This window comes from Sphingomonas sp. CFBP8993, from assembly GCF_034044895.1.
Taxonomy (GTDB): domain Bacteria; phylum Pseudomonadota; class Alphaproteobacteria; order Sphingomonadales; family Sphingomonadaceae; genus Sphingomonas.
Genome location: NZ_JAXCWU010000006.1, coordinates 333,520 through 357,309, shown reverse-complemented (window position 1 = coordinate 357,309; position 23,790 = coordinate 333,520). Strand labels below are relative to the sequence as shown.

The following is a 23,790-nucleotide window of genomic DNA, read 5'->3' as shown; positions in this document are numbered from 1 at the left end:
CCCTATCGCTCCATCATCCGTATCGCCTGATCGAGCAGAATCACCCGCTGCTCGATCGCCGGACGGTAGGTGGCATCGGCGGGCGACTTTTGCAGTGCGAGGCCCCAGAGCAGCCGCGCCTTGCGGAAGTCGCCGGCCCGCATCCAGGCCAGCCCCTCGAAGAAGAACGGCGTGGGATCGTTCGGCCCCAGCCGCCGGGCACGACGGAACGCGAACTGCGCGGCTGGCGACATCTGATAGCCGTCATGCGCGAACAGGACATTGCCCAGCTCGGTCCAATAGGGAACGCTGGTGGGCGCTCCGCCGACCGCACCGAGCATGATCTTCACCGCTGTCCGCTTGTCGCCCGATCGGGACAGCGCATCGGCCGCGATGAACATCTGCGCCTGTTCGCCGAAACGGCCGATCAACTGGTTGCGAAGATCGGCGATCGCATCGTCATCGCGCAGCGGATCGGGGCGCGGCTGAGGCGCGGCCGCCATCAGCGTCGGCCGCACCTGCCAGGCATAACCGACGCCGCCCAGCGCCAGCGCCGCGCCCAGCATCGTCCAGAGCGGCCGTGGGAAACGCAAGGCCAGCGCCAGCACCACCGCACCTGCGGCAAGGGCCAACAGGATCAACCAGCCCATCAGCGCCGCCTCCGGAATGTCGACCGCGCGATCCATGCGCCCAGCGCCAGCAACAGGATCGGCGTGGCCCAGAGCAGCGCGGTCGCCCCCGACAGCGGCGGATCATAGCTGACATAATCGCCATAACGCTCGATCAGCCAGTTGCGGATCGCGGTCGGGCTTTCGCCGCGCGCGATACGCTGGCGGACCAGCGCGCGCATGTCGGCGGCCATGTCGGCGTCGCTGTCGGCGATCGACTGGCCCTGGCACACCACGCAGCGCAGCTCGCCCATCAGCGCGCGGGCCTGCGCCTCGGCATGGGGGTCGGGCAGCTGGGTGTTGCCGTAATCGGGTGCGGGCGCAGCCGCAGCGAGCAGCAAGGCGAGCGACAGACTCATCGCGCCGCCTTCACGTCGCGGACGATCTGGTCGACCTGATCGGCACGGATGTCGCCGATATATTGCCGCACGATCCGCCCGCGCCCGTCGATCAGGAACGTCTCGGGCACGCCCGACGAGCCGAGCGACAGCTGGACCCGGCTGCGTGCATCGTCGCCGATGGCGGCATAGGGATCGCCGTGGCGGCGCAGGAAATCGGCGATGGCGGGGCCCTTGTCGTGGATCGCGATGGCATCGATCGTCACCCCCCGGGCCTTCAGCGCCATCAGCTGCGGCGCTTCGGCGATGCAGGGGATGCACCAGCTGGCAAAGACGTTGAGCAGGCGCGGCGTGCCCTTGCCGAAGTCCGCGCTCGCCAAGCCCGGCTTGCCCGGCACCATCGGGTCGAGGCGAAAATCGGGCAGCGGCTTGTCCACCAGCGTCGAATGGACGGTCGTGTCCGACGGGCGCATCAGCCCGGTCGCGACCACCACGAACAGGATCGCGAACGCCGCCAGCGGCACCCAGATCAGCCAGCGCGTCTTGCCCCCGGACGTCATCCCCACAGCGCCTCCCGACGGCGCTGCTGCCAGCCCTTGAACCAGCGGCCGAACAGCGCCAGCGCGCCGCCCAGCGCGATCATGATGCCGCCGAACCAGATCATCGTCACGAACGGCTTCCACCACAGGCGAAGCTGCCAGCGGCCGGTCGCGGCATCCTGTTGCCCAAGCACCGTGTAGAGCTGCCCGTCCCAATGCGTCGCGATGGCACTCTCGCTGGTGGTGGTGGGTGGATCGGTGAAGAAACGCTGTTGCGGGCGCAGCGTCTCGGCCGCGCCGTCGCGGGCCACGGTCAGCTTGGCACCCAGCGCGGACCAGTTGGGGCCGACATTGGGATAGATGCGGTCGAGCTGCACCCGCCACGGCCCGACGACCGTCGCCTGCCCCGGATAGAGCGCGACCAGCCGCTCGGCGGTGAAGGCGCTGTCGCACGCCATGCCGATCATGCTCACGCCGATCCCGGCATGGGCGATGACCATGCCCCAGATGGGCAGCGGCGTACGCCGCCAGTTGCGCCGGGTGATCGGCAGGACGCTCGCCACCACCAGCCCGACGCCCAAGGACAGGCCGAGCAGCGACAGGACGCTCATCCCCCCGCTCAACGTCAGCAGCAGCGCGAACGTCCCCGCCGCCGCGACCATCGGCCACAACATGCGGATCAACACCGCCTCGGCCTGATCCTGCCGCCAGCGAAGCATCGGCCCCACCGCCATGACGGCGACCAGCACCAGCGCGATCGGCCCGGCGGCGGCGTGGAAGAAGGGCGGCCCGACCGACAGGCGCACGCCGAACCCGGCGGCGATCAGCGGATAGAGCGTGCCAATCAGCACGATGCCCAGGATGACCGACAGCAGCAGGTTGTTGACGACCAGCCCGCCCTCACGGCTGACAAAGGCAAAGCTGCGCCCCGCCCGCACCTGCCCGATCCGAGCGCCGAACAGTGCCAGCGCCCCGCCGATATACAGACCCAGCAGCGCCAGGATGAACGCCCCGCGCCGGGGATCGACGGCAAAGGCATGAACGCTGGTCAGGATGCCCGAGCGCACCAGGAACGTGCCGATCATCGACATCGAGAAGGCGACGACCGCCAGCATCACCGTCCACGCGCGAAGCCCATCACGCGCCGCCAGCACATTGACGGAATGGAGTAAGGCGGTGGCCGCCAACCACGGCATCAGCGAGGCATTCTCGACCGGGTCCCAGAACCACCAGCCACCCCAGCCCAGTTCATAATAGGCCCAGTACGACCCCGCCGTAATGCCGATGGTCAGCAGCACCCATGCGCCCAGCACCCAGGGCCGCATCGCCCGGGCAAACGCCGGGCCGACCTGCCCCGTCACGAGCGCGCCGACCGCAAAGGAAAAGGCGACCGACAGCCCGACATAACCCGCATAGAGCGTCGGCGGATGGAAGGCCAAACCGGGGTCCTGCAACAGCGGGTTCAGCCCCTGCCCCTCGATCGGCGCCGGGTTCAACCGCGCGAACGGGTTGGAGGCGAACAGCAGGAAGGCATAGAAACCCAGCGCGATCGCGCCCTGCGCCGCCAGCGTCGCGACATGCGTCGCCCGGTCGAGCGTCCGCTCCTTCCACGCGACCAGCGCGCCGCCCGCGCCCAGGATCGTCACCCAGAGCAGCATCGATCCTTCGTGATTGCCCCAGGCCCCGGCGAACTTGTAGATCCAGGGCTTGGCCGAATGGCTGTTCTCGGCGACCAGCTTGACCGACAAATCGGTGTTCAGGAACACCGCGATCAACGCGGCCATGGCGATGGCGACCAGCGCGCCCTGTACGATCGCGACCGGGCCGATCGCCGCCATCGCCTGCTCGCCCGCCGCGTGCCTATGCCGCAGCGCCAGCACGCCCAGCAACAGCTGCAACCCCGCCAGCATCGCGGCGAACCACAGTGCGGCGAGGCCCGCCTCGGCGATCATGGCTCCAGGCTCCGGCTCTCGTGCATATTGCCCGCCATTTCGGGGGGCATGTATTTCTCGTCATGCTTGGCGAGCAGGTTGGTCGCGACGAAGCCGCCATCGGGCTGGAACTGTCCCTCCGCCACCACGCCCGACTTCTCGCGGAACAGGTCCGGCGTGATCCCGGCAAAGGTCACCGGGGTCGTCGCCCGGCCGTCGGTCACGACGAAGCGCACCGTCACGCCGTCGGCGGCGCGGTGGACCGACCCCGCCTCGACCATGCCGCCCAGCCGCACCGCCTTGCCCAGCGGCAATCCCTGCGCTTTCGCATCGGAGGGGGTGTAGAAGAACGCCGCCTGATCCTTCATCGCCGACATGGCGAGCAGCACCGCCGCGACGATCGCGGCCAGCGCGAGCAGCGCCAGCGTGAGGCGTTGGGATTTGGGCGTCATTTCTCGGCGCGCTTCATCGCCAGATAGCTGATCAGGGTGAGCGCACCCGTGCCACCCAGCATGACCGCATAGGCCGCCGCGACAAAGGCCATCTGGTTCATGCGCGCGCCATCCGCCGCATCCGCGCCTCGGCCTTGGCCTGCGCCAGCAGGGTGCGCATCCGCATCAGCACGATGGCCGCGAACAGGAAGGTGAAGCCGGCGAGCGCGATGGGCAGCGGCCAGAGCAGGGACTTGTCGATGCTGGAGCCGGTCAGCCCGATCGACTGGCCCTGGTGCAGCGTGTTCCACCACACCACCGAATAACGAATGACCGGCAGCAGCGCAGTCCCCGCCAGTCCGTACAAAGCCGGGATCCGCCCGTCGCCACCCCGGTCGGCATCCGCGCGCGCGAGTGCGATATAGCCGAGATAGACGAACAGCAGCAGCAGCATCGAGGTCAGCCGCCCGTCCCATTGCCACCACGTCCCCCAGGTCGGCCGTCCCCAGATCGATCCGGTCGCCAGGCACAGGGCGGCGAACACCGCGCCCGGCCAGGCGATGGCGCGCGCGGCGACCTGCGCCAGCGGATGCCGCCACACGATCAGCGACAGGCTGGCAACCGCGATCCCACTCCACCCCGCCATGCCCAGCCAGGCGGCGGGCACATGGATGTAGAGGATTCGCACCGTCTCCCCCTGAAGATAATCGGGCGGCGTCAGCGCCAGCCCCGCCCAGACCGCAACCGCGATCAGCACGATGCCCAGCCCCAGGAAAATCCCGGTCAGCGGACGAGCGATCTTCAGGAAACGCGCAGGGTTGGCAAGGGTGTGTAGGGTGGCCACGATGACGGGACTGTAAGGGGGTTTTTCGAGCGCGTCATCCGCCTTCTCCCTTCTTCTTCACGTCCCTCTCGAAAGCGACTTTCAGGTCGGTCATACCCCCGGCATGACCTAAAAGATTCGGGGCATCGTTTATCTGAAACTGGGTTTGGGGAGGGAATGAAGTCTCACCGAGACCGTCGCTTGTGGCTTTCCCTCCCCCATCCCCTCCCGCTTGCGGGAGGGGCGTGGGTCACACATCCGTGGACCTGTTGACGTCATTATTCGTCTTCACTCCGTGACATCCCTATTAAGGGAGCAAAGGGGACCACCACACACCATGCCTGCCATCCACCGCCTGCCTCTGCTCGCCCTCATTCTCGCCCCGGCCACCCTCCCCGCCCAGACCACCGACACCATCATCGTCACCGGCCGGGGCCTGGCCGACCAGCCGGGCGACCGGGCGCTGGACGTCGTGACGATCGACCGCGACCGGATCACGCAGAACGCCTCGCAACGGCTGGAGAATGTCCTGTCCGATGTCGCCGGGCTGCAGCAGTTTCGCCGTTCGGACAGCCGCTCGGCGCATCCCACGTCGCAGGGGATCACGCTGCGCGGCCTGGGCGGCAATGCGTCGAGTCGGGCGCTGCTGGTGCTGGACGGCGTACCGCAGGCCGATCCTTTCGGTGGCTGGGTGGTCTTTCCCGCCTATGCGACCGGGCGGCTCGGCCGCATCCGCATGACGCGCGGGGGCGGTTCGGGATTTTGGGGCCCGGGCGCACTGGCCGGGACGATCGAGATGGACAGCGCAACGCCCGACCAGCTCTCCCCGCTCGATCTCGCGCTTTCCTATGGCAGCCGCGATTCGGTCGATGCGCAGGGCTCGGCCTCGCTGGTTCGCGACGGCGGCTTCCTGACCGTCTCGGGCGCCTATGCGCGCGGCGATGGCTTCACGCCCATCGTCCGGGAACAGCGCGGCCCCGCCGACCGACCCGCCCCTTATGAACAATATTCGGGGGCGGCGCGCGGCGTCGTCGGGATCGCACCCTCGACCGAATTGCAGATGACGCTGGCCGCCTTCCACGATGCGCGCGACCGGGGGACGGACTTTACCGACAACCGCTCGGACGGTGCGGATGCCAGCGTGCGGCTGGTCGGGCGCGGGGCCTGGGGCTGGTCGGCACTGGCCTATGTCCAGACGCGGCAATTCGCCTCGCGCTATGCCAGCGTCAATGCCGCGCGCACGGCGGCGACGCTCACGCTCGACCAGTATAGCGTCCCCGCCACCGGGCTGGGCGGTCGGATCGAGGTGTCGCCGCCGCTCGGCGATGCCGTGAAGCTGCGTCTGGGCGGCGATGTTCGCGACACCAGCGGGCGGACGCAGGAACTCTATACCTATGTCGCGGGCCTCCCCACCCGGCGGCGCGAAGCGGGCGGCGCGACGCGGACCATGGGGCTGTTCGCGGACGGCAGCGTGGAGGCGGGCGTGCTGACCGTCACCGCCGCAGCGCGGGTGGACGACTGGCGCATCCGCAACGGTCGGCTGGACGAGGGCGTGTTGGCGACCGGCGCGGTGCTGACCGATACTGATTTCCCCGATCGGTCGGGGCAGGAATTCACCGGACGGCTGGGCGCGGCGGTACGTCCAATCGCGCCGTTGACCCTGCGCGCGGCGGCCTATCGCGGGTGGCGCTTGCCGACGCTCAACGAACTATACCGGCCCTTTCGCGCCGGAGCCGACGCGACCGGCGCCAACGCTGCGTTGAACCCCGAGCGGGTCGAAGGCGTCGAGGGCGGGTTCGACCTGACCCCGGCGGCAGGCCTGCGGCTGTCGGGCACCTATTTCTTCAACCGGCTGACCGATGCGATCGCCAATGTGACGATGGGGCGTGGGCCGGGGACGTTCCCCGGCGTCGGCTTCGTCGCGGCGAACGGGGTCTATCGGATGCGGCAAAATTTGGACGCGATCCGGTCGCAGGGCTTCGAGCTGGAGGCGAATGCAGCGGCCGGCCCGGTCAGCGCCCGCGCGTCCTGGTCGCATATCGGCGCGCGGGTCGAGGCGTCGGGCACAGCCGCGCCGCTCGACGGCCTTCGCCCGGCACAGACTCCGCGCGACCAGTTTTCCGGCACGCTCGCCATCGAGCGGCGCGGTGCGGTGCTGAGCGGGACGCTGCGCCATGTCGGTCGACAGTTCGAGGACGATCAGAATATCCGCTCGCTGGCCCCCGCGACGACGCTGGACGCCTATGCGGCGGTGCCGGCGTTTCGTGGCTGGCTGATCGAGGCGCGGGCGGAGAACCTCGCCGATGCGCGGGTGGAAGCGGCGTATAGCGGCGCGGGGCTGATCGAGCGGGCGACGCCGCGCACCGTGTGGATCGGGGTTCGGACGCGGTTGTGAGGGTTTCCGTTGGCCTTCGACTGCGCTCAGGCTGAACGGAGTTTTGGGAGTTTGTCTATTCCAACCGACCGTTCAGCCCGAGCGAAGTCGAAGGCCACGCCCCACCCTATCCCCGCTTCTTCACCAATGCCGTCCGCAAACACCGGCACACCACCTCGTCGCGCTGATTCAGCGCCTCGTGCCGGAACGTCACCAGCCCCGCACCGGGCCGCGACTTGCTCTCGCGCAGGGCCGTCACCTCGCTCGTCGCACGCAGCGTGTCGCCCAGAAACACCGGTGCGGGCATGACCAGTTCGTCATAGCCCAGGTTCGCGACCAGCGTGCCCAGAGTCGTCTCCCCCACCGACAGGCCGACCATCAGCGAGAAGGTGAAGGTGCCGTTGACGAGGATCCGCCCGAATTCGCTGGCCTTCGCCGCCTCCGCGTCGATGTGCAGCGGCTGCGGATTATGGGTCATGGTCGAGAATAGGAGGTTGTCCGTCTCGGTGACGGTGCGGCGGATCGGGTGCTCGATCCGGTCGCCGATCACCCATTCGTCGAAGAAGCGTCCGCTCATGCCGCATCCTCCGCAACGATACGGACCAGCGCCACGCCCTCGGCCACCTGCCCGCCCGTCTCGGCCGTCAGGTCGGTGACGATGCCGTCGAAGGGCGCGGTCAGGACATGTTCCATCTTCATCGCCTCCAGCGTGACGAGCGGCTGGCCCGCACCCACCGCCTGACCCTCGGCGACCGCGACCGCGATGATGCGTCCGGGCATGGGCGACAGGATGGCACCGTCGCCCGCGCCGCCCGCCGCCAGCCCGTCGGCGCGCCAGCGGGTGAAGGACCAGCTCTGCCCACCTTCGGAGATCAGCACCTCGTCGGTCGGCGAAGCGGGCACCTCGCCCGCCTCGCTGAAATCGACGGTGATGGCCTGCCCGTCGAGCAGGAAGCGGCCGGTCCGCTTCGGGGCGGCGTTGAGGCGAAAGCCGGACAGGGCGTCCGCCCCGACCAAAGCCGCCGCCGCCTCGGCCAGCGCCTCCTCGGACGGTTCGGTTGGCGGCATCAGCGCCTCGCCCTCACGTGCGATCAGGCCGGTGTCGACATTGCCGCTCGCGAAATCGGGATGGTCGAGCGCCTCGACCAGGAACCCGGCATTGGTGCGCACCGGCCAGATCACCGCCTCGTCCAGCGCATCGGCCAGCGCCTCGCGCGCCTCGTCGCGGGTGGCGGCATGGGCGATGACCTTGGCGATCATCGGGTCGTACCAGGGGGTGATCTCCGCGCCTTCCTCGACACCCGTGTCGATGCGGATGGCGGGGTCGTCGCCAAGGTCGAACACCTCCAGCGTGCCGATCGCGGGCAGGAAGCCCTTAGCCGGATCCTCGGCATAGAGCCGCGCCTCGATCGCATGGCCGTTGATCGACAGGTCGCCCTGCGCCATCGGCAGGGGCTCGCCCGCCGCGACACGCAACTGCCATTCGACCAGATCGATGCCGGTGATCGCTTCGGTGACGGGATGCTCGACCTGGAGTCGGGTGTTCATTTCCATGAACCAGACCCGGTCGGCGCGAAGGCCTTCCGAGGCGTCGGCGATGAACTCGATCGTGCCCGCTCCGACATAATCGACCGCCTGCGCGGCGCGGACGGCGGCACCGCACACCGCGTCGCGCGTCGCATCGTCCATGCCCGGCGCTGGGGCTTCCTCGATCACCTTCTGGTGGCGGCGTTGCAGCGAGCAGTCGCGCTCGAACAGATGGACGACCCGGCCCTGGCGATCGCCGAAGACCTGCACCTCGATATGGCGGGGCGACAGGATGTATTTCTCGATCAGCACGCGGTCGTCGCCGAACGACGATGCCGCCTCGCGACGGCAGGAGGCCAGTGCCTCGGCAAAGGCGGCGGGATCGTCGACCCGCCGCATTCCCTTGCCACCGCCGCCCGCGACCGCCTTGATCAGGACAGGATAGCCGACCTTATCGGCTTCGGCGGCGAGGCGGTCGGGGCTCTGGTCCTCGCCCAGATAGCCCGGCGTCACCGGCACGCCCGCCGCGATCATGCGCACCTTTGCCGCGTCCTTCAGGCCCATGGCGCGGATGCTGTCGGGGTTGGGCCCGACCCAGACCAGCCCGGCGGCGATTACGGCTTCGGCGAACTCGACATTCTCCGACAGGAAGCCATAGCCGGGATGGATCGCCTCGGCCCCGCTGTCCTTCGCGGCGGCCAGGATGCGCGCGGCGTCGAGATAGCTTTCCCGCGCAGGGGCCGGGCCGATGAGGATGGCCTCGTCCGCAAGCCTCACGTGCAGCGCCTGTGCATCGGCCTCGGAATAGACGGCGACGGTGCGCAGGCCCATTTCGCGCGCGGTGCGGATGATGCGGCAGGCGATCTCGCCGCGATTGGCGATGAGGAGGCTCTTCATCATCAGGATTCCAGCTTCAACATGATGGCACCCGGCCGTTCGGCGACCGCGTCGAGGATCACGGTCAGGATACGATCGAACCGCGCGTCGATCACTTTGCGTGCGGCCGCCGCGTTGGTGATAGACAGCGTGATCGGCGGCTTCACGACCGCCACCAGCAAATCGAACAGCGCATCCAGGCTGCCGCCATACCACTCGACGCCCGAGGCTTCGCGGATACGGGCATGGAAATCGGCCTCGTCCACCACGGTCGCGCCGTCGATGGTCAAATCCATCACCATTACATCCGGAACACCCCGAAACGGGGTGCCTCCGCCACGGGCGCGTTCAGGCACGCATCCAGCGCCAGCCCGAGCACGTCCCGCGTCTGGGCCGGATCGACGATACCGTCGTCCCACAGCCGTGCGGTCGCATACCAGGGGTTGCCTTCGTCCTCGTAACGCTGGCGGATGGGGGCCTTGAACGCCTCCGCCTCGTCCGGCGTCCAGTTGTCGGCATCGCGGTGGACCGTCGCCAGCACGCTCGCCGCCTGTTCGCCGCCCATCACGCTGATCCGCGCATTGGGCCAGGTGAACAGGAAGCGGGGCGAGTAAGCCCGCCCGCACATGCCGTAATTTCCGGCGCCAAAGCTGCCGCCGATCAGCATGGTGATCTTGGGCACCTGCGCCGTCGCCACCGCCGTCACCAGCTTGGCGCCGTGCTTGGCGATGCCCTCCGCCTCATAGCGACCACCGACCATGAAGCCGGAGATGTTCTGGAGGAACAGCAGGGGGATACGCCGCTGGCACGCCAGTTCGATGAAATGCGCGCCTTTCTGCGCACTTTCCGAGAACAGCACGCCGTTGTTCGCCAGGATCGCGACCGGCTTGCCATGGACATGCGCAAAGCCGCAGACCAGGCTGGCACCGTACAGCGCCTTGAACTCGTGAAAGCGCGATCCGTCGACCAGCCGCGCGATTACCTCGTGCACATCATAAGGCGCACGCACGTCCTGCGGGATCAGGCCGTACAGTTCCTCGGCCGGATAGAGCGGTTCGTCCGCCTCGGCCAGGTTGACGTCGGGCATCACCTGCGGCGGCAGCGTCTCCACGATATCGCGGACGATCGACAGCGCGTGATCGTCATTCTCGGCGACATGATCGACCACGCCCGACTTGCGGCCATGCGTGTCCGCGCCGCCCAGTTCCTCGGCGGAGATGACCTCGCCCGTCGCCGCCTTCACCAGCGGGGGCCCTGCAAGGAAGATCGTTCCCTGCCCGCGCACGATCACCGTCTCGTCGGACATGGCGGGGACGTATGCGCCGCCCGCGGTACAGCTCCCCATGACGCAGGCGATCTGGGGAATGCCCGCCGCCGACATCTGCGCCTGGTTGAAGAAGATGCGGCCGAAATGATCGCGGTCGGGAAAGACCTCCGCCTGATGCGGCAGGTTCGCACCGCCGCTGTCGACCAGATAGATGCAGGGCAACCGGTTCTCGAGCGCGATCTCCTGCGCGCGGAGATGCTTCTTGACGGTCAGCGGGTAATAGGTGCCGCCCTTCACCGTCGCGTCATTGGCGACGATCATCACCTGACGGCCATGGACCCGGCCGATCCCGGCGATCACGCCCGCGCCGGGGACGGCATCGTCGTACAGGCCGTTGGCGGCGAGCTGGCCGATCTCGAGGAAAGGCGAACCGGCGTCGAGCAACTGTTCCACCCGGTCGCGGGGGAGCAGCTTGCCGCGCGCGACATGGCGCTCGCGCGACGCTTCGTTGCCGCCCAGGCCGGCCCTAGCGACGTCGGCACGCAAACGTTCGGCGAGCGCGCGATTGTGATCGACGTTGGTACGGAACGCCGCATCGTCGCGCGACAGCCGCGAGGGTATCACTGCCCCCATCAATTCCTCCCCATCTCTGATGGGGAGGGGGACCGCCGCGAAGCGGTGGTGGAGGGGCGAGGGGCTTGCCCCTCCACCATGCTTCGCATGGTCCCCCTCCCCAAGCAAAGCTTGGGGAGGAATGAAATCGTGCTCATTGCGCCACCTTTTCGAGCTTGCCGATCAACTCGCGCCCGATCAGCATCCGGCGAATTTCATTCGTACCCGCGCCAATGTCGAGCAGCTTGGCGTCGCGCGCAAAGCGTTCGACCGGCCAGTCCTTGGTATAACCAGCCCCGCCCAGCGCCTGGATCGCCTCGAGAGAAACCTTCACCGCATTCTCGCTCGCCAGCAGGATCGCGCCCGCCGCGTCGAACCGCGTCGTCCGTCCCGCATCGCAGGACCGCGCCACCGCATAGACATAGGCGCGCGCCGAATTGAGCGCGACATACATGTCGGCGATCTTGGCCTGGATCAGCTGGAACTCCCCGATCGCCCGGCCGAACTGGCGACGCTCGCGGACGTAAGGAACCACCACGTCGAGGCACGCCTGCATGATGCCCAGCTGAATCCCCGCCAGTACCGCGCGCTCATAGTCCAGCCCGCTCATCAGCACGCCGACGCCGCCGTTCACCGGGCCCATCACCTGCGCGTCGCCCACGAAACAGTCGTTGAAGACCAGCTCGGCGGTCGGGCTGCCGCGCATGCCCATTTTGTCGATCTTCTGCCCGATGGCGAACCCGGCCATGTCCTTTTCGATCAGGAAGGCGGTGATGCCCCGGCTTCCGCCCCCTCCCTCTCCTTGGCCCGTCTTGGCATAGACGACCAAAGTCTCGGCATAGGCCGCGTTGGTGATCCAGAATTTCGTGCCGTTCAGCACCCAGCCGCCTTCGGCCTTCACCGCGCGCAGCTTCATCGACACGACGTCCGACCCTGCCGATACCTCCGACATGGCCAGGCTGCCTACATGCTCGCCCGAGATCAGGCCGGGGAGATATCTGGCCTTCTGTTCGGCATTGCCCCAGCGGCTGATCTGGTTGACGCACAGATTGGAGTGCGCGCCGTAGGACAGGCCAAGCGACGCGGAAGCGCGCGACACTTCCTCGATCGCGACGACATGTTCCAGATAGCCCAGGCCCAGCCCGCCATCGGCCTCCGCAACCGTGATGCCGTGCAGGCCCATCGCGCCCATTTCGGGCCATATGTCACGGGGAAACCAGTCTTCCGCGTCCATCCGCACGGCAAGCGGTGCGATCCGGTCGGTTGCGAAACGGCGCGTCGCCTCACGGATCATGTCCGCGCTTTCGCCCAGCGCGAAGTCGAAATCTTCGATCATGTCCTCTCCAAGCGGCTCTTTGAGTCCGTTGCCTTGCCTTAAACGGAAATTACCCAAACGCGCAATCTTCGTTCCATCCTTCGTTCCATCGTCCGACACGGGATCACGACCAATCCCAAATCGGATCGTTTGCACGTTCCAAGTATTTGCAACCCCGTATGAAACCCGGCATGTGATCGGGCGAGAGGAATTATTCGCCTGATGGCCACGCGCTCCGTCACGACCGATCCAAGCCTGGATATCACCGCCTGCGATCGGGAGCCCATTCATATCCCCGGGGCTATTCAGCCCCACGGCCTGATGCTGGTGGTGGACGCCAGGACCCTGGACGTGATCGCGGGAGCTGGCGCCATCGAGGATCGGCTGGCGCCCGAATGGCTTGGTCGACCGCTCGCCGCTCTGCTGGGCGACGAAGTCGCACAGATGGTGGCCACCATGCCGATCGGCCCCGGCACCGCGGTCGCCGGCGTGCCGGTCGACGGCATCGCCCAGCGTTTTTCGGTGACCGCGCACCGGGTCGCGGGCGAGCGGGTATTGATCGAGCTGGAACCGGGCATCGTCGATGCCCCCTGGGGCAAGGGCAGCGCGCTCAGCTGGATCGACGCCGCCGTCACCAGCTTCGAGCGGACCGCGGACCTGCCGATGCTGTTCGACCGGGCCGCGACCACCTTCCAGATGCTGACCGGGTTCGACCGGGTCATGCTCTATCGCTTCCTGGACGAGGATGCCGGGCGTGTCGTGGCCGAGGCGCGGTCGGCGAACCTTCCGTCCTTTCTCCACCATCATTTCCCCGCGTCCGACATTCCGAAACAGGCGCGCGCGCTCTATGTCCGCAACAAGACGCGCAGCATCCCCGATGTCGATTACGTCCCCGCCCCGATCCGGCCGGACGGGTTCGAGACGCTGGACCTGAGCGATGTCAGCCTGCGCAGCGTATCGCCTGTCCATGTCCGCTATCTGAAGAATATGGGCGTGGCGGCGTCGGCGTCGATCTCGATCGTCAAGGACGGTTTGTTGTGGGGCATGATCGCGTGCCATCACTACACTCCCCGCCGCCTGTCGCCCGAACTGCGTGCCGCCGCCGCCGGGTTGGCAAGTGCGCTGGCACGGCAGGTCCGGGCGAAGGAAGAGGCCGAACTCTACCGCGAGCGCCTGCGCCTGCGCGCGGCGGAAGACAACCTGTTGCCGCGGATCATCGGCATGGGCGACCTGGTCCCCGCCATCCGCCGCCTGATGCCCGAGATGATGGCGATGATGGGCGCGACGGGCTTTGCGATCGTCGATCGGGGCAAGGTGCAGTCCCACGGCACCTGCCCGCCCGAACTGGCGATCCTCGACATCGCCGGATGGACCGCGATCCGGGGCGGCGGCGACGTATATTTCACGCACGAACTGCCCAAGCTGATGCCCGAGGCCGCGCCGCTGGCGGCGACGACCGCCGGGGTGATGGCACTGCCGCTGGTCGATGGCGGCGTCACCTTGCTCTGGTTCCGCGCCGAACATGTCGAAGAGGTCGAATGGGCGGGCAATCCGCACAAGTCGGTCGCGCTGACCCCCGATGCCACGCTGAACCCGCGCACCTCGTTCGAGAGCTGGCGCGAGACGGTGTGCGGCCGCTCGCGGCGCTGGACGATGGAAGAGGTGGAGGCCGCGCATCGCCTGCGCCGCGCGCTTCACGACGCGGCGCAGAACCACCGCCTGCGCGGCCTGAACGCCGCGCTCCAGCGGACACTGGACGACAAGGAAGCATTGCTGGTCCAGAAGGACGTGCTGATGAAGGAGGTGGACCACCGGGTCCAGAACAGCCTCCAGCTCGTCTCGTCCTTCCTGTCTCTCCAGGCCAAGGCGGCCGACGATTCCCGTGTGCGCGAACAGTTGAACGAGGCGAAGGCGCGGCTGGCCGCCGTGGCGCTGGTCCATCGTCGCCTGTACCGCGACGACCAGATCCAGACCGTCGACCTGGCGCGCTATCTGGAAGATCTGGTCGGCGACATGAAACAGTCGATGGGCCGCGAATGGGCCGCGATGATGCGGCTCGACCTCTCCCCCGTGCTGATGCCGACCGACCGGGCGATCAACCTGGGACTGGTGACGACCGAGCTGATCATCAACGCGACCAAATATGCCTATGACGGCGCAGCCGGTCCGGTGACCATCACGCTGGAGCAATATGGCAACCGCCTGCGCCTGATCGTCGCGGACGAGGGTCGCGGCAAGGCGGCCGAGGACCCCAGCCAGGGACGCGGGTTCGGCAGCCGGATGATGGCGGCGATGATGCAGCGGCTGTCCGGGTCGATCGAATATGACGACAACCAGCCCGGCCTGCGAGCGATCGTGATCGCGCCGATCGCGGATTGAGGGAAGACCGTACCACCCTCACCCTTCCCACCCGCTATCGCAGACGGGCCCCCTCCCTCTCCCGATGGGAAAGGGAGGGAGGCGCGAAGCGCCGGAAGGGTGAGGGTGGTCGCCCTTGGCCTTCGACTTCGCCCAGGCTGAACGGCAGGTTTGGTTATGCGGCTTTCCCGTACAACGCGAAGACCTGCTCCGCTGCCTCCACCGCTCGGCCAATCCAGGCGTCATCCTCCGCCGCCGCGTCCAGCGCATGGCGAAAGTCCCGCCACTCGCCGGGCCCGAAGCCGGACTCCAGATAGGCCTTGGGCAACCCCTCCCCCACCTGCCGGGCCAGCATCACGCCGCCCAGTCGCGAGCCTTCGGTCACATAAAGCGCGCCCCAGCGAGCGGCTTCGTCATCGGCCAGATCGAAAGGCAGGGGGTCGGGCATGTCCCGTCCCATCGCCGCTAGGTCCGCCGACAGGGCATCCCGTCGGGCGCGCCATGCAAACCCGATCTGGTGATCCGCCAGCCATCCCTCGACGGCGGGCAGCGCGCGTGCGTGGGCGATCAGGAACGCCGCATAGCTTTCCCGATCGCCCAGCCGATAGGCGCCGTAGGCGGCATCCACCGCCTCATGCGCGGGACCGGTCCGGGCGCGCAGGGCGGTGGAGGCGCTGTCACTCACTTCAGGCAGGCGACGATCCCCGCAATGACCGCCAACGTCTCTTCCGGGTCGCGCACGCGCACCGTGTCGAGGCCCAGTTCCTTGGCAGGATAGTCGTTGCCGCCCGGGAAGATCGCGTCGCCGATGAACATCATCGCGTCGAGTTCGATGCCGCTCGCATCCCGCAGCTTCTTCAGGCCATAGGCCTTGTCGACGCCCTCACGGGTGATGTCGATCGAGGTCGCGCCGCCCATGTTGATCGACAGGCCCGGCAGGCGCTGCTTCAGATCGGCCTGGATGATCTTGCGCTTCTCGAACTTGGGATCCCAATGTTCCTTCGCGTCGATCGGAGCCTGCTGGCCCAGCGCCGAGAAGGTGATCTGGCTGCCGCGATCCTCGATCCGCTCGCCCCAGGTCTGTTCCGGCACGAAGCCGGTCGCCTCGAGCGAGGCGTCGAACGCCTCGAGGATCTTGGCCTTGGTCGCGTCGTCGAACAACTCGGCATAGACCGGGGTCCACTTGCCGTCCTGATAGGTGTAGAGCTTCGTGCCCGTGGTCGGCATCAGCCACAGCTTGGTACGGTCGGCGCGCTCCGGCAGGCGGCTCGCGACCTGCTTGTCGAATTGCGGCCAGTCACCGCCCGAGATTACCGCGACATGCGCGACGTCGAGCAGGTCGGCCAGCGCCTCCCCCATCGGCTCGCCCAGGGGCTGCTTGCTTTCGGCCAGCGTACCGTCGAGGTCGAACGCAACCAGTTGCTTCATGAAGACACTCCGATTCTGGGCATGATGATGGTGTCGATGGCATAGGCTACGCCATCCTCGGCATTGGAACGGGTGTGTACCGAGATCTGTTCCTTAACAGCGTCCGGTGCATTCGCCATGACAATTGGTAACCCAGCGCGGGTCAGCATGGGAAGGTCGTTGGCCTGGTCGCCCAGCACGGCCACTTCCTCCAGCGAGACGCCGAATGCTTTGGCCAGCGTCGCCACGCCGTCGCCCTTATTGGCCTGAAGCGCGGTCACGTCTAGATAATAGGTTTGCGACTGGGCGATGGTCGCCGCCGAACCATGCGCGGCGTTCGCCTTTTCATGGAGGCCGCGCAGCAGTTCGGCGTCGTCGCTGACCAGCGTGATCTTGTCGACTTTGTCGACCAGCGCGGCGAAGTCCTGCGTGATCACCGGCTCCTGCGACGAGGCCTTGCGCTCATGCTCGACATGGGTGCCTTCAGCATTGCTGGCGTACCAGCGATCGTCGGCGAAGACCCAGATGGCGACGGGATTGTCCGCCGCCATGGCCAGCACATCCCTGATCACCTCGACCGGCACGCGGAACCGCGCATCGACCGAGCCGTCGCGACGGAACACGGTGCCGCCGTTGAACGCCCCGATCGGCGCATCGATCGCCAGTTCGTCGGCCAGCCAGCCCAGCCCCGAACGCGGCCGGGCGCTGATGATCGTGAAGCCCACGCCCGCCGCCTCCAGCCGCCTGACGGCGGCGATGGTGGCGGCGCGCAGCTTCTTGTCGGGGTCGACGAGCGTGCCGTCGACGTCCGACACGACCAGCCGGATCGGCCCCGAAACCGGATCGCTCATTGCGGGATTTCGGTGTGGCCACCAAAGCCGAAGCGCATCGCCGACAGCACCTTGTCGCCGTACGTATGCTCGACCCGGCTGCGATAGCGCGCGAAGAGCGAGGCGGTCAGGACGTTGGCCGGGACCTTCTCCTCCATCGCCGCGTCGATCGTCCACTGGCCCTCGCCCGAGTCCGCGACATGGCCCGAGAACTGGTCGAGCATCTCATCCTTGGCCAGCGCGATCGCGGTCAGGTCGAGCAGCCAGGACGAGATCACGCTGCCGCGACGCCACACTTCGGCAATGTCGGTCAGATTCAGGTCAAAACGCTCGTCCTCGGGCAGCTTGTCGCTGTTCTTCGACTTCAGAATGTCGAAACCCTCGGCATAGGCCTGCATCAGGCCGTATTCGATGCCGTTGTGGATCATCTTGACGAAGTGACCCGCGCCCGCGGGGCCCGCATGGATATAGCCCTTCTCGGCGCGCTCATCGACCTTGTCGGCGATACGGCCCGGCGTGCGGACGATGTCGCCCAGCCCCGGCGCCAGCGCGTCGAAGATCGGGTCGAGGTGATCGACCGTTTCCTTGTCGCCGCCGATCATCATGCAATAACCGCGCTCCAGGCCCCAGACGCCGCCCGAGGTGCCGACATCGACATAATGGATGCCCTGTTCGGCCAGCATCTTGGCGCGGCGGATATCGTCCTTGTAGAAGCTGTTGCCGCCGTCGATGATGACGTCACCGTCACGCGCGAGCTTGGCGATCTGCGCGATCGTGTCCTCGGTCGGGCCACCGGCGGGCAGCATCACCCACCAGATCGCCCTAGAAGATAGGCTGGGGTCGGCAAGCTTTCCGGCCATGTCGTCAAGACCGGTCGCGGCTTCCGCGCCGTCCTTGGCGAGGGCCTGCACCGCCTCGTCGCTGCGATCCCAGGCCACCACCTGATGCCCGGCCTGCATCAGGCGACGCGCGATATTGCCACCCATGCGGCCAAGGCCGACCAGACCGATCTTCATGCGGGAACTCCATTACTGACATGAGAAAGTAAAAAGGCCCCCTCCCCGTATCTGGGGAGGGGGCCGCCGGGAGGCTCAGGCCGCCGGCTGCTTTTGCCCGATCGCGCCGAGCAGATCGTCGAACGCCTTGACGAAGGAGGCGACCCCCTCGGCCACAAGCGTGTCGGTCACGCCGTTCAGGTCCAGGCCCAGTCGCTCGGCCTCGGCCAGAACATGCTTGGCCTCGTCGATATCGGCGGTCAGCGTCTCGGCCACCGTGCCATGGTCGCGGAAGGCGTCCATGGTCTTGGGCGGCATGGTGTTGACCGTGTCTGGCCCGATCAGCGTGTCGATATACAGCGTGTCGGGGAAGGACGGGTCCTTGGTGCCCGTCGACGCCCAAAGCAGACGCTGCGGCTGCGCGCCCTTGGCCGCCAGCGCCTGCCAGCGGTCGGACTTCAGAAAGTCCAGATACCACTGATACGCCATCTTGGCGTTGGCGATGGCGACCTTGCCACGCACGGCCTTCAGCGCGTCCGACTCCGCGTCACCGGCGGCGAGGCGATCGTCGATCTTCTTGTCGATCGCCGAGTCGATACGGCTGATGAAGAAGCTGGCGACGCTGGCGATCTTGTCGATCGGCTGCCCGGCCTTCACCCGTTCTTCCAGACCTGCGGCATAGGCCTCGGCCACCTTGATATAGGCGTCGACCGAGAAGAGCAGCGTGACGTTGACGTTGATGCCCTTGGCGATGGTTGCCGAGATGGCAGGCGCGCCCGCATCGGTGCCCGGAATCTTGATCATCAAATTGGGGCGATCGACCGCGTGCCACAGCTTTTCGGCCTCGGCGATGGTCGCGTCGGTGTCGTCGGCGATATAGGGCGACACCTCCAGGCTGACATAACCATCCTTGGCGTCCAGCTTGTCGTAGACGGGCTTCAACGTTTCCGCCGCCGCCTTGATGTCCTGGATCGCCAGATGCTCGTACCGGTCGATGGTCGCCGCGCCGGGGTTCTCCTTGTCGAAGGCGGCGAGCGTGGCGTCATAGGCGTCGCCATGCCCCATCGCCTTTTCGAAGATCGACGGGTTGGAGGTGACGCCAGTCAGCCCGTCCTCGGCGACGAGCTTTTCCAGCCCCTTCGCCTCGAGGAACTTGCGATCGACGAAATCGAGCCAGGGGGCGCAGCCCTTGGCGCCCAGTTCCGACAGCTTGCTCATCACTTGGTCTCCAGCATTTCGCGGGCCACCTTCACGACATTGTCGTGGGTGAAACCATACTTGTCCTGCAACTTGGCGAGCGGTGCCGAGGCACCGAAGGTCGACATGGTGATCGTCCGGCCGTCGAACCCGACATAACGGTCCCAGCCGATCGACCCGGCCTGCTCGACCGCCAGGCGCTTGGTCACGGTCTTGGGCAGCACGCTGTCCTTATAGGCGGCGTCCTGCATTTCGAACCGATACCAGCTGGGCAGCGAGACGACACGGACCTTCTTGCCCTCGGCCGTCAGCGTCTCATAGGCATCCGCCACCAGCGACAGTTCCGAACCCGTCGCGATCAGGATCAGGTCGGGCGTGCCGTCGCAATCGGCGAGCACATAACCGCCCTTCTTCACGCCCGAGGCCGGTGCATACTTGCTGCGGTCGAGCGTGGGCAGCGCCTGACGCGAGAAGATCAGCGCGGTCGGGTGGCTGGCCGACTCGACGGCGCAGCGCCAGGCCTCGGCAACCTCGTTCGCGTCGCCGGGGCGGATCGTGTCGAGGCCGGGGATCGCGCGCAACGTCGCCAGATGCTCGATCGGCTGGTGGGTCGGGCCATCCTCGCCCACGCCGATCGAATCGTGCGTGAAGACGAAGGTCGCGCCCAGTTCCATGATCGCGGCCAGACGGATCGGCGCGCGCATATAGTCGGAGAAGACCAGGAAGGTCGCGCCGTACGAACGCAGGTGCGACAGCGCCATGCCGTCGACGATCGCGCCCATCGAATGCTCACGCACACCGAAGTGCATGTTGCGGCCTTCATAGCTGCCCGCCTGGAACGAGCCGCCGTCCTTGATCAGCGTCTTGGTCGAAGGCGCGAGGTCGGCGGAGCCGCCGATCAGCCACGGCACCTTGGCGGCGATGGCGTTCTGCACCTTGCCACCCGAATCGCGGCTGGCGACGCCCTTGGCGTCCGCCTCGAACACCGGGATGTCGGCATCCCAGCCCTCGGGCAGCTTGTCGGCGAGCATCGCGTCCAGCTCGGCGGCGAGCTCGGGATATTCGGTGCGGTACTTGTCGACCATCGCGACCCACTCGTCGCGCAGCGGCTTGCCACGGCCCTCGATGGCGCTGCGGAACGCATCGCACACGCCGTCGGGCACCAGGAACTTGGCGTCCTCGGGCCAGCCATAGGCCTTCTTGGTGGCGCGGATCGCGTCGTCGCCCAGCGGTTCGCCATGCGCCTTTTCGCTGCCCGCCTTGGGGCTGCCATAGCCGATCACCGACTTCACGACGATGAAGGTCGGCTTGTCGGTGGTCGCCTTGAAGGTGTCGAGCGCGGCGGTCAGCGCGGCGACGTCGTTGGCGTCGTCGACATGGATGACGTTCCAGCCATAGGCCTCGAACCGCTTGCCCACATCCTCGTCGAACGCGATCTCGGTGCTGCCCTCGATCGAAATCTGGTTCGAGTCGTAGATCCAGCAGAGGTTCGACAGCTTCAGGTGCCCGGCGGTCGAGGCGGCCTCGGACGCCACGCCCTCCATCATGTCGCCATCGCCGCACACGACATAGACGTCATGGTCGAAGATCGGGAAACCCTCGCGGTTGAAATGCGCCGCCAGCCAGCGCTCGGCGATCGCCATACCGACCGAGTTGCCGCAACCGGCACCCAGCGGACCGGTCGTCGTCTCGACGCCGGTGGTGTGGCGATATTCGGGGTGGCCCGGCGTCTTCGAGTTGAGCTGGCGGAAACCCTTCAGGTCTTCCAGGCTCAGTGCGGGCTTGCCCGACTTCTTGCCCTCGGCGTCGATCTCTTCGATCCCGGCCAGATGGATCAGCGAATAGAGCAGCATCGAGGCATGGCCGACCGACAGCACGAAGCGGTCGCGGTTGGGCCAGTCGGCGTGCGCGGGGTCGTAACGGAGGAACTTGGACCAGATGGTGTGACCGACCGGGGCCAGCGCCATCGGCGTGCCGGGGTGGCCCGAATTGGCCTGCTGCACCGCGTCCATCGACAGGGTACGAATGGTGTCGATGGTCAGGCGCTCGATCGAGCCGTCCTCATGGAGATGGCTGTCGGCCACGGCGGTGGTGGTGGCATCGGTCATGAAACTGGCCTCATCCTCTATAAGTGCGATCGAACGCTTCCGCGCTCGCTCTGGTTGCCATTCGTGGGTCGCCTTAGCGCGGGTTCGATCCCCGTTCCAGCCGGGTAACGATCCCCTGATCCGCAATATAGGCGGCATCGACCTCGCTCAGGAAAAGTCCATGGCCGACGACGCCGGGGATCGCCATCAACGCATCGGCCAGGCTGCGCGGCGCGCTGTCGTCCCAGCCATGTCCGTCGATCACGACATTGCCATTGTCGGTCCGGTAATCGGGCCGCTCGACACAGCGCACGAAGATCTGCGCCAGCCGCAGCGAGGCAAAACCCCGCGCAAAAGGCAAAACCTCGACCGGCAGGGGCGTCGCGCCCAGCCGCCGGTTCCGCTTCGATCCGTCGGCGATGACGATCATCCGGTCGGCCGATGCCGCGACGACCTTCTCGCGCAGCATCGCACCTCCCGCACCCTTCACCGCGCGCAACCGGCCGTCGATCGCATCGGCGCCATCGATCGCCAGATCGATCTGCGCGACCGCATCGAACGGGCGAACCTTCAGGCCCAACCTGGTTGCCAGGTCGGCACTGGCTTGCGAGGTCGCCACCGTCTCGATGTTCAGGCGGCGCTCGGCGAGCAGCGCGATGGCGTGGGCGGCGGTCGACCCCGTGCCCAGGCCGACAAGCATATTGTCGCACACTTCATCGACCGCGGCGGCCGCGGCCAGGCGTTTATCGGTGTCGGGCGTCGTCATGTCCCTTTGAAAATGCTTCGGAAACCCAAAGGCTCCGCGAATGACCGACAGGTTCGCGCTTTTGCCGCACCGCGACAAGTTGCGACAATTAAGGCGGGTCCGACAGGTCATCATGACTTGCCTTTTCGAGCCTCGATCGTGCAATTTGACACGCGTCAGCAACGTTTTGCCGGTTCGCGCATTAAGGCGCGGGCCGTATCCGCGGCAAATCTCAGGCAGGTGAACGAATTGAACTTTGCAGGTTTTCGCGGGCGCCCGGTGCTTGCCGGTACGGCCATGGCTCTCGCATTGGTGAGCGTATCGGCGTGTGGCGGCGGAAACAAGGACGGGGCCAAGGGCAAGGGTGCCGGTGGCCAGCAGCAGACGCCGACCGTCGGTTACGTCACCGTCCAGCCGACCAACGCCCCGATCGTGACCGAACTCGCCGCACGCACCACCGCCTTTGAAAGCTCGGACGTCCGCCCGCAGGTGACCGGCGTCATCCGCCGCCGCTTCTTTACCGAGGGCACGCTCGTCAAGCGCGGCCAGCCGCTCTACGAGATCGACCCGCGCCTTTACAAGGCTTCGGTCAACCAGGCCGCCGCCAACCTGCAAAGCGCGCAGGCCAATGCCGAGGCCACGCGCACGCTTACCGAACGCTATCGCCCGCTGGCGCAGATCGAGGCGATCTCGAAGCAGGACCTGACCAACGCCCAGGCGAGCGCCCGCCAGGCCGCTGCCCAAGTGGCGCAGACCCGTGCCGCGCTGGAGACGGCACGCGTCAACCTGCAGTTCACCACCGTCCCCGCCCCGATCACGGGCCGCATCGGCCGTTCGCTGTTCACCGTCGGCGCACTGGTCAGCTCGGGCCAGACCGATCCGCTGGCGCAGATCCAGCGGCTCGACCCGATCTTCGTCGATATCCAGCAATCGGCCGGCGACCTGTTGTCGCTGCGCCGCAGCCTGTCGGCGCGCGACGGCCTGATCCCGGCCAGCGCCAACGTGAAGCTGAAGCTGGAGGATGGTACGGACTATGGCCAGACCGGCCGGGTCGAGTTCGCCGAAGCGGTCGTCGACCAGCAGACCGGCACGGTCACGTTGCGTGCGCGCTTCCCCAATCCGCAAGGGCTGCTGTTGCCCGGCATGTTCGTGCGTGCCCAGTTCGCGCAGGCGATCGACACCAGCGCCTATCTGGTCCCGCAACAGGCGATCGCGCGCGACGCGAAAGGCAATGCGACCCTGTTCGTCGTCGGCGCGAACGACAAGGTTCAGCAGAAGACGGTCAGGGCGGAACGGACGCAAGGCGCCTTCTGGGTCGTGACCGACGGGCTGAAGCCCGGCGACAGGATCGTGACCCAGGGCTTGGCCAATCTGCGCCCCGGCCAAAGCGTGCGCGCGGTGCCCGCCAACAGCCCGCAAAAGGTCCAGCCCCCCTCGCCCGAGCAGATGAAAAAGATGCAAGCCGCCAAGGGCAAGGCAGGCTGACCGGAC

21 protein-coding genes are annotated in these 23,790 nt (G+C 67.1%); 3 read left to right on the top strand and 18 right to left on the bottom strand.

Going from position 1 to position 23,790, the window contains the following annotated elements:
- Nucleotides 1–2: 2 nt before the first annotated feature.
- The 6 genes from SOM26_RS14850 to ccmC form a co-directional block, all read right to left on the bottom strand.
- A complete protein-coding gene (locus SOM26_RS14850; RefSeq protein ID WP_320453483.1) occupies nucleotides 3–665 on the bottom strand; it encodes a tetratricopeptide repeat protein in 663 nt (220 codons plus the stop codon).
- The gene (locus SOM26_RS14845) at nucleotides 629–1,006 is read right to left on the bottom strand and encodes a cytochrome c-type biogenesis protein (protein ID WP_320453482.1); all 378 of its coding nucleotides are present in this window, start codon (nucleotides 1,004–1,006) and stop codon (nucleotides 629–631) included. Before SOM26_RS14845 ends, SOM26_RS14850 begins: the two co-directional genes overlap by 37 nt.
- Entirely contained in the window at nucleotides 1,003–1,545 is a 543-nt protein-coding gene (locus tag SOM26_RS14840; protein ID WP_320453481.1) for a redoxin family protein, read from the bottom strand. Before SOM26_RS14840 ends, SOM26_RS14845 begins: the two co-directional genes overlap by 4 nt.
- Nucleotides 1,542–3,476, bottom strand: coding sequence for a heme lyase CcmF/NrfE family subunit (locus SOM26_RS14835; RefSeq protein WP_320453480.1), 1,935 nt, complete (start codon nucleotides 3,474–3,476; stop codon nucleotides 1,542–1,544). Before SOM26_RS14835 ends, SOM26_RS14840 begins: the two co-directional genes overlap by 4 nt.
- Nucleotides 3,473–3,907 carry a cytochrome c maturation protein CcmE gene (ccmE, locus tag SOM26_RS14830; protein ID WP_320453479.1) on the bottom strand — a complete coding sequence of 145 codons (435 nt, stop codon included), beginning with the start codon at nucleotides 3,905–3,907 and terminating at the stop codon, nucleotides 3,473–3,475. Before ccmE ends, SOM26_RS14835 begins: the two co-directional genes overlap by 4 nt.
- 97 nt (nucleotides 3,908–4,004) lie before the next feature.
- Entirely contained in the window at nucleotides 4,005–4,730 is a 726-nt protein-coding gene (gene ccmC, locus SOM26_RS14825; RefSeq protein ID WP_320453478.1) for a heme ABC transporter permease CcmC, read from the bottom strand.
- A gap of 316 nt (nucleotides 4,731–5,046) precedes the next feature.
- On the opposite strand from ccmC, the gene SOM26_RS14820 reads away from it, so the two are divergent.
- On the top strand, nucleotides 5,047–7,104 hold the full coding sequence (locus SOM26_RS14820; RefSeq protein ID WP_320453477.1) for a TonB-dependent receptor: 2,058 nt from the start codon (nucleotides 5,047–5,049) through the stop codon (nucleotides 7,102–7,104).
- 106 nt (nucleotides 7,105–7,210) lie between these two features.
- Here SOM26_RS14820 and SOM26_RS14815 read toward each other — a convergent pair whose 3' ends face one another.
- From SOM26_RS14815 to SOM26_RS14795, 5 genes are all read right to left on the bottom strand, one after another.
- Nucleotides 7,211–7,660, bottom strand: coding sequence for a MaoC family dehydratase (locus SOM26_RS14815; RefSeq protein WP_320453476.1), 450 nt, complete (start codon nucleotides 7,658–7,660; stop codon nucleotides 7,211–7,213).
- On the bottom strand, nucleotides 7,657–9,510 hold the full coding sequence (locus SOM26_RS14810; protein WP_320453475.1) for an acetyl/propionyl/methylcrotonyl-CoA carboxylase subunit alpha: 1,854 nt from the start codon (nucleotides 9,508–9,510) through the stop codon (nucleotides 7,657–7,659). Before SOM26_RS14810 ends, SOM26_RS14815 begins: the two co-directional genes overlap by 4 nt.
- The gene (locus SOM26_RS14805; protein WP_320453474.1) at nucleotides 9,510–9,782 is read right to left on the bottom strand and encodes a barstar family protein; all 273 of its coding nucleotides are present in this window, start codon (nucleotides 9,780–9,782) and stop codon (nucleotides 9,510–9,512) included. Before SOM26_RS14805 ends, SOM26_RS14810 begins: the two co-directional genes overlap by 1 nt.
- Before the next feature lie 5 nt (nucleotides 9,783–9,787).
- Nucleotides 9,788–11,386, bottom strand: coding sequence for a carboxyl transferase domain-containing protein (locus SOM26_RS14800; protein WP_414712068.1), 1,599 nt, complete (start codon nucleotides 11,384–11,386; stop codon nucleotides 9,788–9,790).
- A gap of 133 nt (nucleotides 11,387–11,519) precedes the next feature.
- Entirely contained in the window at nucleotides 11,520–12,701 is a 1,182-nt protein-coding gene (locus SOM26_RS14795; protein WP_320453472.1) for an acyl-CoA dehydrogenase family protein, read from the bottom strand.
- A gap of 201 nt (nucleotides 12,702–12,902) precedes the next feature.
- Between SOM26_RS14795 and SOM26_RS14790 the strand changes: the two genes are divergently transcribed.
- Nucleotides 12,903–15,059, top strand: coding sequence for a histidine kinase dimerization/phosphoacceptor domain -containing protein (locus tag SOM26_RS14790; RefSeq protein ID WP_320453471.1), 2,157 nt, complete (start codon nucleotides 12,903–12,905; stop codon nucleotides 15,057–15,059).
- 154 nt (nucleotides 15,060–15,213) lie between these two features.
- Here the strand turns inward: SOM26_RS14790 and SOM26_RS14785 are convergent, their stop codons facing one another.
- The 7 genes from SOM26_RS14785 to rpiA all read right to left on the bottom strand — a co-directional run bounded on the left by SOM26_RS14785 (nucleotide 15,214) and on the right by rpiA (nucleotide 22,320).
- Complete coding sequence (locus SOM26_RS14785) at nucleotides 15,214–15,723, bottom strand: biliverdin-producing heme oxygenase (protein WP_320453470.1); 510 nt, start codon at nucleotides 15,721–15,723, stop codon at nucleotides 15,214–15,216.
- Nucleotides 15,720–16,466, bottom strand: a complete 747-nt coding sequence (locus SOM26_RS14780; protein ID WP_320453469.1) for an HAD-IIB family hydrolase — start codon at nucleotides 16,464–16,466, stop codon at nucleotides 15,720–15,722. Before SOM26_RS14780 ends, SOM26_RS14785 begins: the two co-directional genes overlap by 4 nt.
- Nucleotides 16,463–17,296, bottom strand: coding sequence for a Cof-type HAD-IIB family hydrolase (locus tag SOM26_RS14775; protein ID WP_320453468.1), 834 nt, complete (start codon nucleotides 17,294–17,296; stop codon nucleotides 16,463–16,465). Before SOM26_RS14775 ends, SOM26_RS14780 begins: the two co-directional genes overlap by 4 nt.
- Nucleotides 17,293–18,291: a phosphogluconate dehydrogenase (NAD(+)-dependent, decarboxylating) gene (gene gnd / locus SOM26_RS14770; protein ID WP_320453467.1), complete on the bottom strand. Its 999-nt coding sequence runs from the start codon at nucleotides 18,289–18,291 to the stop codon at nucleotides 17,293–17,295. The genes SOM26_RS14775 and gnd overlap by 4 nt, the downstream gene beginning before the upstream one ends.
- A gap of 75 nt (nucleotides 18,292–18,366) precedes the next feature.
- On the bottom strand, nucleotides 18,367–19,488 hold the full coding sequence (gene tal, locus SOM26_RS14765) for a transaldolase (protein WP_320453466.1): 1,122 nt from the start codon (nucleotides 19,486–19,488) through the stop codon (nucleotides 18,367–18,369).
- A complete protein-coding gene (tkt, locus tag SOM26_RS14760; protein WP_320453465.1) occupies nucleotides 19,488–21,575 on the bottom strand; it encodes a transketolase in 2,088 nt (695 codons plus the stop codon). The genes tal and tkt overlap by 1 nt, the downstream gene beginning before the upstream one ends.
- A 73-nt stretch (nucleotides 21,576–21,648) precedes the next feature.
- Nucleotides 21,649–22,320 carry a ribose-5-phosphate isomerase RpiA gene (gene rpiA / locus SOM26_RS14755; protein WP_320453464.1) on the bottom strand — a complete coding sequence of 224 codons (672 nt, stop codon included), beginning with the start codon at nucleotides 22,318–22,320 and terminating at the stop codon, nucleotides 21,649–21,651.
- Nucleotides 22,321–22,596: 276 nt separating this feature from the next.
- Between rpiA and SOM26_RS14750 the strand changes: the two genes are divergently transcribed.
- Nucleotides 22,597–23,784 carry an efflux RND transporter periplasmic adaptor subunit gene (locus SOM26_RS14750; RefSeq protein WP_320453463.1) on the top strand — a complete coding sequence of 396 codons (1,188 nt, stop codon included), beginning with the start codon at nucleotides 22,597–22,599 and terminating at the stop codon, nucleotides 23,782–23,784.
- Nucleotides 23,785–23,790: the final 6 nt, after the last annotated feature.